This is a genomic window from Streptomyces hypolithicus, assembly GCF_052934925.1.
Genome location: NZ_CM128811.1, coordinates 807113 through 820003 on the forward strand (window position 1 = coordinate 807113; position 12891 = coordinate 820003).

At 65.9% G+C, this 12891-nt stretch carries 5 protein-coding genes and 8 pseudogenes; 2 read left to right on the forward strand and 11 right to left on the reverse strand.

Annotation, left to right across the window (positions count from 1 at the left end; translation table 11 throughout):
- Positions 1–5: 5 nt before the first annotated feature.
- The 11 genes and pseudogenes from ACU6WZ_RS03895 to ACU6WZ_RS03945 form a co-directional block, all read right to left on the reverse strand.
- Positions 6–2108 (reverse strand): annotated as a pseudogene (locus ACU6WZ_RS03895) (ISAzo13 family transposase).
- A gap of 46 nt (positions 2109–2154) precedes the next feature.
- Positions 2155–2343: pseudogene (locus ACU6WZ_RS03900) on the reverse strand (transposase); the annotation flags it as partial.
- Position 2344: 1 nt separating this feature from the next.
- Positions 2345–2721: pseudogene (locus tag ACU6WZ_RS03905) on the reverse strand (transposase); the annotation flags it as partial.
- Positions 2722–2758: 37 nt separating this feature from the next.
- A complete protein-coding gene (locus tag ACU6WZ_RS03910; protein WP_447033843.1) occupies positions 2759–4255 on the reverse strand; it encodes an ISL3 family transposase in 1497 nt (498 codons plus the stop codon).
- Positions 4256–4412: 157 nt separating this feature from the next.
- Positions 4413–4991 (reverse strand): annotated as a pseudogene (locus tag ACU6WZ_RS03915) (transposase); the annotation flags it as partial.
- Positions 4992–5052: 61 nt separating this feature from the next.
- Entirely contained in the window at positions 5053–5589 is a 537-nt protein-coding gene (locus tag ACU6WZ_RS03920; protein ID WP_447031721.1) for a hypothetical protein, read from the reverse strand.
- 112 nt (positions 5590–5701) lie between these two features.
- Complete coding sequence (locus ACU6WZ_RS03925) at positions 5702–6088, reverse strand: hypothetical protein (RefSeq protein ID WP_447031722.1); 387 nt, start codon at positions 6086–6088, stop codon at positions 5702–5704.
- Positions 6089–6704: 616 nt separating this feature from the next.
- Positions 6705–6920 (reverse strand): annotated as a pseudogene (locus ACU6WZ_RS03930) (transposase); the annotation flags it as partial.
- Positions 6921–6940: 20 nt separating this feature from the next.
- Positions 6941–8375 (reverse strand): annotated as a pseudogene (gene tnpC / locus ACU6WZ_RS03935) (IS66 family transposase).
- Positions 8376–8428: 53 nt separating this feature from the next.
- A pseudogene (locus tag ACU6WZ_RS03940) lies at positions 8429–9057 on the reverse strand (IS5 family transposase); the annotation flags it as partial.
- 804 nt (positions 9058–9861) lie between these two features.
- Positions 9862–10743 (reverse strand): annotated as a pseudogene (locus ACU6WZ_RS03945) (IS1380 family transposase); the annotation flags it as partial.
- A gap of 231 nt (positions 10744–10974) precedes the next feature.
- On the opposite strand from ACU6WZ_RS03945, the gene ACU6WZ_RS03950 reads away from it, so the two are divergent.
- Both ACU6WZ_RS03950 and ACU6WZ_RS03955 read left to right on the forward strand, forming a co-directional pair.
- Positions 10975–11712, forward strand: a complete 738-nt coding sequence (locus ACU6WZ_RS03950) for a tyrosine-type recombinase/integrase (RefSeq protein WP_447031723.1) — start codon at positions 10975–10977, stop codon at positions 11710–11712.
- 65 nt (positions 11713–11777) lie between these two features.
- Positions 11778–12881 carry a tyrosine-type recombinase/integrase gene (locus tag ACU6WZ_RS03955; protein WP_447031724.1) on the forward strand — a complete coding sequence of 368 codons (1104 nt, stop codon included), beginning with the start codon at positions 11778–11780 and terminating at the stop codon, positions 12879–12881.
- The last annotated feature ends 10 nt before the right edge of the window (positions 12882–12891 follow it).

Below are 12891 nucleotides of genomic sequence, written 5' to 3' on the forward strand. Positions count from 1 at the left end.
GGTGGTTACCCGTGTTGGCCCTCGTCATCTTCTATGAGCGGTTGGCCGACCGAGGCGAGGACGTCGGCCGCTGAGGTGTGCCGATGCTCGGCGGGGGTGATGGAGACGCGGTGGGCGTCGAGGATCGGCAGGACGTCGTTGATTGCGTTCCATAGCGTGCTGCGGCAGACGCCGAACAGTTCTGCGAGGTGGCTGAGGCTGCAGATCTGGCGCCGGTAGAGGATCGTGGCGAGGATCCGGTCGGCGTCGGTGATCTTCTGCCGGAAAACACCGCCGCGGGTGCCCGGGCGCCGGTTGCCGCCACGCTGGCGATGCCGGCGCTGTTCGATCACGGCGGCATAGGGCACGATCAGCTCTTCGAGCAGGGTGTGCAGTGCCTCGCGGCTCACGCCGGTCAGCGTCGGGTCGGTCAGTGCCTCGCGGGTCGGCATCACTGGAGCGTGTTTGTCCGGGCCGGTGCCGGTGGCCCAGGCCCGGAGGTCCTCGGCGCGGGTGAAGTACCGCACGACGGTTGGTGTGATGCTGATCTTCTGTTCGCCCAGCAGCTGCCGGGTTGCCTTGATGGCCTGGCCGACGGTGACCGGGTTGATCCCGAGCAGGTCACACAGCACCTTCTGCGGGCAGACCTGCCGCAGGTAGACGACGGTGACCAGGACCTCGTCCGCGGCCGACAGTAGTGATCGGTTTCGGCCGGTGGTGGCGACGCGCCGCCCGCCGCGTAGTACGTAGCGGCGCTGTTCGGCCCTGGCTGCTTGGGTCGACGCCAACTGGGCTCGCAGCGCGTCTAGTTCGCTGCTACTCATACCGGTCAAGCGGGGTTCGGCGAGCATCTCGAGGGCTTGTGTGCGGGCTGCGGTGCGTTCGTCGGCGCACGGTGCGGCGGCCGCGCCGCCGGTCGGGGCGATGCTGTAGTTCCAGCTTTCCCGTTCGACGTGGGCGGTGATCGGCAGTGCCTTGATCTGTTCGCGGCTGACGGCGATGCCCGTCGGGTAGTCGCCCATGTCCATGGCGGCTTCGACGGCCAGCCCGGTCGCGGTCGTCGTCGCGGCGATCGTGTTGAGGACGACTTCGAGACTGGTCAGCGGACGGCCCCGCCAGTTCATCGTGATGTGGGAGAACAACCGGTGCTCGATCTTGTTCCACTTCGACGTGCCCGGAGGGAAGTGGCACACCATGACCGTCAGCCCGGCCTCGGCGGCGAACGCGGCCAGCTCCGACTTCCACAGCCGGTAGCGGTAGCTGTTCGAGCCTCCGGCGTCCGCCGTGATCAACAGTCGCGAGGCGTGAGGGTAGTCGAGCCGGCCGCGCGTCTGCCACCACCGCCGGATCGAAGCGACCGCGAACGCCGCCGTGTCGTGGTCGACGCCGACGTTTACCCAGCCGCGGTTGGCCGCGATGTCGTAGATCCCGTACGGAATCACCGTCTGGACGCGCGGCCCGGCGAAGAAGCTGTGGTCCTCGACATGGACCGGCTGTCCGGCCGGGCGCCACTCCCGGCCGGCGGCAGGGAGCTGTCCGACCTGTTCCTTTCTCTTCGCGTCCACGCTGATGACCGGCTCACCGGCGGCCTGGTGCTGTTTGACCTGTTCGTTGATGTGGCGGAACTGGGCGTCGCGGTCCGGGTGCTAAGCGCCTTCCAAGGTCTTCGCCGTGGCCTGCAGGCTGAAGCCGTTCTCGCGCAGCAGCCGTCCCACCGTCGGCGCGCTCACCCGATGACCCTGCCGCGTCAGCTCGACGGCCAGGTGCCGCAGCGACTTCGTCGTCCAGCGCAGCGGCGACATCGGATCACCGCGCTCGTCCGGCTCGATCAGCGCCATTAGCGCGGGAACGAGCCCTTGATCGATCCGCTCGGACAGCAACCGTCCGCCACCGGGACGCCGGACACGCCCATCAGGCAACGGATCGACGCCTCCCTCGAGTTCGAAGACGCCCTTGCGCACGGTGGTCTCGCTGACCCCGGCGGCCGTAGCCACCAGGCGGACGCCTCCGTGGCCTAGAAGGCGGGCCTCGGTGGCCAGCGCGAGGCGGCGCTGCCGTTCGTTCAGATGCGGGAACAGGACCTCGAAGCGGCGCCCCAGCTGGTGGCGGACCTTGTCGGATATTCGCATACCACGCCAACGAGTCCCTCCCGACGAGGCAACGTGTTGTTTCTTGACGGCTTCGATGGACGACGCAGGTCTGAACCACGGTCTGGGGCCAGATGGTGTTCACCGCGTCGGGCAGGGCGGTCAGTCCGTCGCAGACCAGCATCAGCACGTCACGGACCCCGCGGTTCTTGATCTCGGTCAGGACGATCTGCCAGTACTTGGCGCCCTCACCGCCGTCGCCGGCCCACAGGCCCAGGGTAGAGGCGCTTCAGGGCGGCCTGCTCGTTGGGGAAGTGTCCGCAGGCCTGGGCCGCGCGCCGGTAGCGGGCGTTGAGGGACTCGATTGCGTTGGTGGTGTAGACGACCTGGCGGATGGAGTCGGGCAGGCCGAGGAAGGGAACGAACTCGCTCCAGGCCCGTTCCCAAGTCCCCGCGATGGAGTGGCACTTCGCGCCCCATGTGCCGTTGAAGTCGGTCAGTCGCTGGCGGGCCTGGTCCTCATTGACGGCGGTGTAGACGGGCTTGAGATCACGGGCGACATCGGCCCAGTCGCGCGGATCTCGCGGTAGCCGTCGGCAGTGACCGCGATGGCCACGTAGATCGGCCGGTTGGCGACGTGACCGTCACGGATCTTGGTTCTGTCGACGATCTTGTGATCCGGTGGCTGCTGATCACCGGGTGAGCAGGACGCGTTTGCGAAGGAGATCGAGTCCGGCACGGCCGAACATCTGGCGTTTGAGCATCTTCAGCCGGTTGACGTTGCCCTCGACGGCGCCAGAATTGTGCGGCAGGGAGAGTCCGTTGCGTACGGCGTCTATGTCGCGGCGGAGGTTGCGGGCGAAGGAGGCCAGGGGTATCAAGGTGTCCTGTTCGACGGTGGTTATCCATGTGTCGAGGCGATCGCCGTGAAGGCCGGTCATCATCGTGGCGAACCCTCTGACGTGGAGGGTGAGCCGGTCGAGGTTCGTGTCGCGGTCTCGCAGGAGACGCAGCATGGCCGTCTTGTCGTCTCCAAGATGTTCAGGGTGGGTCATGATCCAGGAGGTGACCTCGCGGACGGTCGGGGGTTTCGGTCCGGGTGCGGGAGCGTGTCCACGGCCGTCGCGGTAGCGGCGTAAGTGGCGCTGGACGGCCAATTCACCTCCTGAATAACCGAGTTGTTGGACTTCGCGGCACAGCTGGGCGGCATTTCGGATGCCTTCGTTCCACCGCTGATGGAGGTAGGCGGTGTACGGATCAACTTTGTGCGCTCGCTGCAGCGTCTTGGTGATGACGGCGTCCACCGAGCTGGCCTGAACGAGTTTGCGCACGGTGGCCTGGTGCAGTCCGAGTTTCCGGCCGATCGCCGCCTTCGAAAGGCCCTGTTCCCATAGCTTGTGCACAGCGGCGTGCTGGTCTCTCATCCGGGTGACGATCTTGAGTTCGGCCGATGGCTGGACCACCTCCGGTGCTTGGACCGGCGGTTCGGCGGTGTGGGCAGGAGGCGGTTCGGCCAGGTGATCGCGGTGCGAGTTCACAGTCTTCTCGACGGCTTGGCCGAGGTTTTGCCACAGGTGGAATCGGTCGGCGACCTGCTCGGCCTGGGGCGCCCCGAGACGTACTCCTTCGGCGTATCCGCTGGAGCGGTCCCGGCAGACGACCCGGATCTCGGGGTGGCTGCCCAGCCAGGCGGCCAGGTCCTCACCCGCACGGCCGTCGAACAGGTCGATCGGGCGGTGGGTGTCCATGTTGATCAGTACGGTGCCGTAGTGGCGGCCACGCCTGAAGGCGAAGTCGTCGACGCCCAGCACCTCCACTTCACCGATCTCCGGGTCGGGTAGTGCTCTGACCAGCCGCAATAGCGTGTCTCGCCCCACGGCGATGCCGATGGCTGATGCCATCCGTGTCCCTGCCCGGCCGGCCAGTGCCAGGCCGATCTCGGTCAGCAGCCCCCGTAGCAGGGGTGTGTAGCGGCTGTGGGGGGTGGTCAGCCCCGTGATCTGCTCGGCGAATGTCACCGCGACGCAGTCGGGGTTCTCGCACCGGAAACGCCGTACGCATATCTCGACCACGACACCGAGCCCACCAGTGGCAACGTCCCGAAGTCGGCGAACGTAGCTGCCGTGAACCCGCCGGGATAACTGGCCGCACCGACATACCCCCGTGTCAGCCCGGACCCGGGTCCGCATCACGACCTCGTCCAGCCCCCGATTTACCTGCTCGATCAGCAGCGCGGACAGGTGGGGAAACAACTCATTGAGCACATCGTCAGAGCACGCGGTGCATGATCGCAAAGTCGGATGCCGGCCTGCCGCACCGTCCGGATCACAAGATCGTCGACAGAACCCGAATCTTCACGTGCACGGCGTCGATGAAGACGACCGGGTAGACCGGATCCAGCGGCCTCGTGCGCCATTCCGCCATGGACTCCAACGCCTTGTCGGTGATGGTGGAGATGGTCTCCTTCGTGGTCGTCATCCCGTACGTCTCGGCGAGATGGGCGACGATCTCCCCGGAGGTCAGGCCCTTCGCGGTCAGCGACAGGACCAGCTCGTCCAGCGCGCCGGTCCGGCGGGCATACCGGGGAAGCAGCCGGGGGCTGAAGGTTCCCAGCCGGTCCCGTGGCACCTGGACGGTGACAGCGCCGACCTCGGTCATCACCTTCTTGCTCCGGTAGCCGTTGCGCATGTTCCCGCCCGAGCGTGACCCGCGCCCGCCGGTCCGGCCGGCCCCGTCGGCCAGGTGCTGGTCCATCTCTGCCTCCAGAGCGGCCTGCATCAGATGCTGGGCCAGCTCGGGCAGCAGCCCGCCCTCGCCCATCAGCCGCAGCCCGCCCGCGCCGACCTTCTCGGCCGCGAGCGCGGCCAGCTCCTCCAGGGCGAGCGTGGCCGGGGCTCGCGTCGTGCAGTTCGCCGAGAGCGCGATCACATACTCGGACAAGTACGTGACGTCTGCGGACTGTCAGGGTCACGGCTGCGAGGCGGGCTCACACACCAGGGCACCCTTTCTCTGTGACGTGCAATGTCACTTCCCGCGGGTTACCGAACGGGGTGCCTGCCTTGGGGGCCTGGGAGCACACGCGCCAGTGCGGCAGGTGCGTCGGGTCCAGGACCTCGTCAGGGTTGGTCTCGCCGACTTCGAGAACGCGGATCAGCTGAGGGTTGTAGCTGAGCTCCTTGGCGATCTTCGCGACCGCCTTGTCTGGCCGCTGGCCCACCAGGTTGGGAGTCTTCGGGGTGGGAACTCTGTCTCCCTTGCGGGCCGGGCAGTTCTCGCCCTCGGGGACCACCCAGTAGCGGATGGTGCCATCGGCGCTCTTCTTCTTGAAGCACTCTCTGTACCAGTCGGTGTGTTCAAGGTTGATGAAGCGGTCGAGGCTTGTGGCGTCATCAACTGCGTAGCCAGGGGCGGATGACTTGAAGTCTCGAGCCAGGTGCTCGCTCAGGAGCCAGGGGGCTTTCGTGGTGGCGGAAGGAGCCGGTGGAGTTGACTCCCCTCCGGAGGTGCATGCCACCAGCGCCATGAGGCTGGTCGCGATTACGGCCCGTACGGCTCTTGGGGTTGTTGGCATGGCTTCTCCGGAGGGATGCCGCGGTGTGCGGGGCGCAGGGAACGCCTGCGCCCCTTCTATCGTGTCAGGACTCGGTCTGGGCTCCGTTGCTGCACGTGTCCCATCGGATACCGGCAGTGGGGCTGCCCTGCCAGTCGGCGAGGCAGGTCCGGACGGTCATGGCGACGCCCTCCGGGAGGTCGAGGTCCACGTGTCGGGTCGTGTCCACGCCGTCCCTGTTCCAGTAGTAGTACCTGGTGCCCTGCTCCAAGATGGTCACCACTGAGTGACCGTCCTTGCGCAGGTCCGATATGTACAGGTGATCGCCGTACGTCTTGAACACCGACTTACCGGACTGGCCGACGTTGTAGTCGGTAATGTCTGGCCCACTCGCGTGAGCGGAGGTTCCGGTCGTGAATGCGATGCCGGTGGCGGCGAGAACAGCGAAGAGCGGGCGCAGAAGTGCACGCATGCTTGATTTACCTTTCATGCTTGAGCCCTTGCACGTTCCGGGGCAAGGCGGCGCCTGCTGCCCGAGGGGCAAGGATTGGGAGAGCCAGCGAAATTTTCGGCGCGCGGTCAGTGTGCCGCTGCGCAAGAAAATGCTTTTCGCGCCCTGTAGTCGATGACGGAATGTGTGCGAAAGCCTGCTGGCTGATGAGCCATGATCCTAAGCAGACGCATCAAGCGTTGTCACGGGATAATTGTTGTGATGCCTGTCACTGTCAAATTCCGATCCGGCCTCCTTCAGTAGTGCATCAGGGACGGAAAGGTTGCATGGAGAAGCATCCAATTTCATCCCTCCTTGGGACGGCCGGCCTGTCGTTTCATCTCAACCTCCATTCGCCCTCTTGGAGTGGGCGGCAGATTCGTAAGATCTGCAGGAGGGGCCGGCTGCCCTTCCCGAGGAGCGACGGGCTGAGTCAACTCCCCGGGAGTGGAGGAGAGTTTCGTGACGCCATGAAGGGAGTGAACTCTGGCGATCTTGCTCGTGTAGATCGATGCCGAATCCGACGTCATCAGGGCGTCGCATTTTTGAGATCTACCTGTGAGAGGGCGTTTGAAGTAGGCGTAATGCCCTTTAAGTCCTAGTAAGTTCCTCGCCAGGTTGGTGTGGTCTCGTCCGTTATACGCTTGGCGAGGTTGTCGATCGATGCGAGATGGATCATGGCTTCGGAGCTGGCGGTGAGGGTCTCGTAGTCGCGGGCGAGGCGCCGGTGCATCATGATCCATCCGATGCTGCGTTCTACGACCCAGCGTCTTTTGATGACGTGGAAGCCGCGGACTCCCGGCTTTCTGTTGACGTGCCTACTCACGTCCCTGTTTACGGGTGAGCGGGTGGCAGCCAGAGGTTCCCGGCGAAGAGGTCGCGCAGGACGGTCATCGGGTTGAGGCCGTGTTTGCGGGCGGTGGACAGATACGAGCGCACCAGCAGCCAGCGGCTCGCGCCGTCGGGGGTGCGCCAACCGCCGGAGACCTTCATCTGCACTTTGACCATGCGGATGTCCTGCTCGGCCTGGTTGTTGGTGAAGGGCACGGTCAGGTCGTGCAGGAAGCGCAGGATGTCCTCGCGGCGGCGGTGCAGACGGTCGACGAGCTGGCGGGCGAAGGTCTTGCTTCCGCCGGGCGGCGGGTCGGGGTTGGTGGAGCGTCCGCAGCGGATCGCGTGGTCGAATCCGGTTTCCAGGGCGTCGATTTCGCTGCTGGTCAGGGCCGTGCGCCCGGCCTGGCGGGCGGTATCGGCGGCGTTCTTCGCGGCGATGAGGGCATCGATGGCGGCCTTCGCCCAGGCCTGCCCGGTGGGGTCTGTGTGCTGGACGCCGTCCAGGTCGCGCAGGATGTGCGCGTTGCACAACGCGCGGGCGGTTCCGTAGGCGAGGTAAGAAACTCCAGGCGTCGGAGACGACGGTCCCGGTGAAGTACGGCAGCACTCCGGCCGTGTCCATGGCCTTGCGCCCGCGCTTGGCGTGGGCGGTGTACCAGGTCAGACGGCTGGTGCAGGCGACGTGGACCCAGTGCAGGGAAGCGGTGACGCGGATGCCGGACTCGTCGAAGTGGGCGACGGGTGCGGCTTGCAGCAACGCGACCGCTCGCTCGGTGAACGGGGCCAGGGCCGCGGCGGCCCGTACCAGCGCGGCCTGGACGAAGCCCTCGGAGAGGTCGGCGGCGTGCAGGTCGGCCGCGCCGGTGGTGGTCCGCAGCGAGGGAACATGCTGGTGGACGAGCTGGTAGACGGCGAGCGCGTGCACGCCGGGACCGTACTGGGTCGGGGCGCCCGCTCCGGGCGGACCGCCGGCCCGGGTGACATGCCCGCAGGTGCAGCGGACCGATCGCATCCGGTGCTCGGTGACGATCAGGCGTGGGTCGGGCAGGTCGAAGACCTGCGACGAGACGAACCCGGTCGCTTCCGCTCCATCGCCCAGTGCGGCCTCGCAGCTACCACAGACCGCAGGGCGGTGCTCGATGACGTGGTCGGGATCCGTGACCCGCTCCAGGTTCGCGCCCCGATGGCCGTCCTGCCCGCCGGGCTTTCGGCCCGATGTCCTTCGCTGCGAGCGCGGCGGCGGCTTACGGAAGGGACTGTCCGAAGACGGCGGCTTCGAGGAGTTCGAAGAGTCCTGCGCCAGGCGCCGCTTGAGCTCCGCGTTCTCGGCCCTCACCTCGGCCAGCTCGGCACGGGTGGCCTTCAACTCGGCCTGGACATCCGCGAGCAGGCACACGAGATCGTCATACGACGGACGACGCTTCGCGGACCCCACGGACAGACCAACGAGCCGATCATCCGCAGGTCACACAACCTCGTGAGTAGTCACCTGTTGACGACCTCGACGTCGATTCCCAGGCTCGCGCCGTGCTCAATGACGGCGTTCTTGAAGCCGGTGTCGACCCAGCTCTTGGAGATGGTCGGGTAGGTCTTCTTGGCTTGGTCGAGGAGTCGTATTTCCACGGCGTTTTCCGAGAGGCTCGCGGCGGTGACGGTCACGGCGAGGAGGAGTCCGATCGTGTCGGTGAGGATGCCCCGTTTCCGACCGACGATCTTCTTCCCGGCGTCCGTTCCCTGGCTGGTCAGGGGCACGTTGGTGGAGGTCTTCACGCTCTGGGTGTCGATCACGGATGCGGTCGGTTCGGGCTTGCGACCTTCCTTCACTCGGGCCAGTCCGGTCAGGTCGTAGTTGAGCTGGCGAATAATCCCTCGTCGCGCCAGGCGGCGTAGTACGCGTAGACAGTGCCGTGGTTCGGGAAGTCGTGCGGAGGGTATTTCCAGGGGATTCCCGTGCGGTTGACGTAGAGCATTGCATTGAACACGTCGCGCAGTACTTTGGCCGGCTGCCCGGTCGGCCTGCGGTCGAGCCGGGCCTTCCGCCAGGCCGTCAACGTCGGTTCGATCAAGGCCCATCGGGCGTCGGACAGGTCGCTGGGGTACGGCTTGCGCTCGCTCACGGCCCAGCGTGAGCACAAGCACGCCGGAGGATTCGGTTCCGCCGACCACCGGGCGGTTCTGCGGCATTTTCAAACCAGACGGACTTCGAAATACGGAAGCGGATGAGACGGACACTCGGGCTCCCAGCCGGGGAGGGTGCATTCATCTGCTACCGTATTAAAGCTCTCAAAATGTGGCATAGGCATAAACCGCATTCCGGGTAAACGCCCACTCGCGAATCGGTCTCTCTTACGGCGTTGAGGTGAAATAATGGGTTGCCTTCCGGGTCGTGTACAGAGGTCCTCCCGATACCGCCCCGCCACCAGAGCGGCCACCCGCAACCGCAGAACCTCCTGCGCCGACGGCGACAGATGCGGCGCGGCCCACCAGATAACTCAAAGCACAAGCGTTTTTCCGACTCAAAAAGGAACAAATCATACCTAATGCCCGATAGTGATGGCCACGCAAACCTGGCAGAATGTTCTAAAAAGTTCGCGATGGAGAGATGGAGGACTTTCAAACCATATCCCTCCCTCTTGAATTGGCCCTTGAGTAAAGATGGAATCGTGTGTATATTTCAGCACTCAAGCGTGAGAGCTTTAATTCGCGTGACCACGCGGCGCCCTGCAGCCCGACTTGCAGAGAGTCTTCTCCTTTATGCCTAGCCTCGATGTTTCGTGACGGGTCGTCGGTTGTCCGGCGGCCCGTTTCTGCTTGTCGGGTCGCTCGTGGCCATGGTGGGGGCCCGGCTGTCGCGTCGGGTGGGCGCCGGTTCCACGGTTCCGGCAGGTTGATCAGGTCGTCGGGACGGGTGGAGCGGCGGGTCAGCCGGGGTTCGGCAGGATGTCGAGCCGGCGGATCGCGCCTTTGATCACGTCAGTCCAGGGCCAGCTGCTGTTGAAGCGGAGCCAGCGGCGGCGACCGGTCGTGACGAGCCGGGCGGCGGCGGAGAACAGTCTGAGGCGAAGTTTCTTGGGTTCCCAGCGGCGGGCCTCACCTCGTAGGGCGAGCATCGGCATCCAGGCCAGCAGGTCCAGGGCGAGCGAGATGATCTCCAGCCAGAGCTGGTTCTGGCTGGTGTCGTGCAGGGGCAGGTTGCGCAGGCCGGTGTCGCGGGCATTGCGGATGCGGTCCTCGGCCCGCGCTCGGCGGCGGTGCCGCAGTTCCAGCTCGGCGATCGGGACGTTCTTGGTGTTGGTGGCGAAGCAGGTGATCCTGTTGCCGTCGACGTCGGTGAACCGCAACTGGGCTCCGGGGTGCGGCCGTTCCTTGCGGACGATCAGCCGCAGACCGGTCGGCCAGCCGGTCAGTGGACGCCCGCCGATCTCCGCGACCCAGGCGCCGTCACGTATCTGACCGTCGCCGTCGACGGCCGGCGTCCACGCGGAAGCGGGAATACGAAGGACGGCCTGGTGGATGTCGGCGGTGACAGTCATCCCGACCGAGTAGGACAGCCACCGCCCCCGCTTGGTCAGCCAGTTGACGAACTCGTGGGTGCCACCGCCGGAATCGGTACGGATCAGTGTCCGGCGTCCCCGCCGTAGTGGCTTCGGTAGCTGGGCCAGGGCGATCCGGGCGGCCTCGATGTGATCGCTTGCGGTGTTGGAGCCCGCGTTCCCGGGCCGCAGCAGCGCGGCCACCGGCTCCCCGGACCCGCCCGGACCGTGGTCGACGAACGCCATCAACGGGTGGTGCCCGAAGGAACGGGATGCCCGGCGGAGGCATGGGCCCCACGAAGCTCGGCTTCGCCGACATGGACACGATCGTGGACGCCTTCCAGGTCCTGCCCAGCTGGGACGGCACCGACATGGGGCCGAAGGGCAAGCGCCTCTACCTGACCAGCTTCTTCGAGGTGATCGACTACGGGCGCCGCCACCGGGCTGCTGGACGACGTCCCGGGACAGTTTGCCCGCCACAGTTCGCACCGGATTCCCCAGGTGGTCCAGGACGAGGACGAGATCGGCAAGGCGATCCCGGAGTCGGTGATCCGCCAGCTTGACCAGCAGCTCGACCTTCTCGGCGAGGGCATCCCCTACGGCACGCTGGCCGCCGAGGACATCAAGGCGATGTTCCAGACCGTCTACCTCGTGCTGCGGGACACCGGGCGGCGGCCTGAGGAGGTCGCCCGGCTGATCCTGGACTGCCTGGAGAAGGATGGTGACGAACACCAGCTGATCTGGGACAACCGCAAGAGCAAACGGCTGCGGCGGCGCCTGCCGATCACGCAGGAAACGGTGGATGCCATCAATGCCTGGAAGGCCCGCCGGGCGGGGCTGGACCTGCCGCGGAACAGTGCCCGCTACCTGTTTCCCGCGATCACGAACAACACGGCCAACCACATGCTGCTATCGGGCAACATCGCCAGGGTGATGCGGGCCTGGGTGCGGTCGCTGGACCGAATCGACTCGGAGGTGCTGGGGCCGGATGGCATGCCGCTGCCGTTCGACCGGGACCTGATCTACCCGTATGCCTTCCGGCATTCCTACTGCCAGCGGCATGCCGACGCGGGCATCCCGCAGGACGTCCTTCGTGACCTCATGGACCACCGTTCGGCCAACACCACGGCCGGGTACTACAACCCTCGGGAATTGCATCAGACGGGCGAGAAACCGCAGGTCGCCAGGTCACGACGAGAGACTGATGGACTCCGACGCTACTACGAACGTGCCTCCTGAGCAGGCATGTTGCCGATGCGATCCCTTCTGATGCATGATTTGCCCTTCAGGAGGGGTGGTCTGGAGTGGTGCATCAGCGCAAGGTGGCCCTGGCCGGGGCGGCCCATATGGAGCTCGTCTCCGGCGTGGTCCAGTTGCGTCCGGAGGACGCGATGTTCGACGCGATGCTGAGGGGCTGGCGGGCTCAGCAGAAGTCGCGAGGGCTGAGAGACGACACGATCGACCCGAGAGAACGCCTGATCCGCCGGTTCCTTGAGTTCGCGAACGAGTATCCGTGGCAGTGGACGCCGGCCCACCTGGACGAGTGGTCGTCATCGTTGACGAGCGAGAGGCGCTTGGCGCCCTCCACGATCCGCAGCTACCAGGGCACCGTTCGGCTGTTCACCGAGCTCCTCATCGACGCCCGCTACGGCTGGGGCCCGGCATGCGAAGAAGCCTTCGGCGCTTTCCCGGTGGCGATCTGCCATGAGTGGAACACCCTCCCTCACCTGCAGGATTACGAAGGCGATCCGGAGGCACGGCCTTTCACGCGGGAAGAGTTGCAGCGCTTCCTCGACTACGCCGACGACCAAGTCGCACGCGCCGTGAAGGCCAAGCGCAAGGGAGCCCTCGCCGCTTACCGGGACGCCACTCTCTTCAAGGTCATCTACGGGTGGGGTCTTCGCCGGACCGAGACGTCCAAGCTGGACGTGGTCGACTTCGGACGCAACCCGCAGGCCCCGCAGTTCGGCCGGTACGGCACGCTCAACGTCCGCTACGGCAAGGCGAAGAAGGGCCAGCCGCCGCGGCGGCGGAACGTGCTGTCGGTGATGGACTGGGCCGTCGAGGCGGTCGCCGACTACGCCGAGAACGCCCGTCCACGCTTCGGATTCCCCGATCACCCGGCTCTGTGGATCACCGAGCGCGGGGGCCGCCTCCAGCCCGGCTCCATCAACGACCGGTTCGAGGCATACCGGGACGCCCTAAAGCTCCCAAAAGAGCTAACTCCCCACTCAATCCGACATTCTTACGTCACACATCTGACCGAGGACGGAGTCGACCGGCGCTTCATCCAGCAGCAGGTCGGCCACGAGTGCGACAGCTCCCTGGCCATCTACACGCACGTCAGCGACGACTTCATGAACACTTCCCTGCACAAGGCACTGGCCCCGGCGTTCGCCGGGTCCTGACAGGAGAGAT

Coding starts and splice junctions, on each gene's coding strand:
- ACU6WZ_RS03910 (WP_447033843.1), bottom strand. CDS start 4,255: ATGCGGACCCGGGTCCGGGCTGACACGGGGGTATGTCGGTGCGGCCAG.
- ACU6WZ_RS03920 (WP_447031721.1), bottom strand. CDS start 5,589: ATGGCGCTGGTGGCATGCACCTCCGGAGGGGAGTCAACTCCACCGGCT.
- ACU6WZ_RS03925 (WP_447031722.1), bottom strand. CDS start 6,088: ATGCGTGCACTTCTGCGCCCGCTCTTCGCTGTTCTCGCCGCCACCGGC.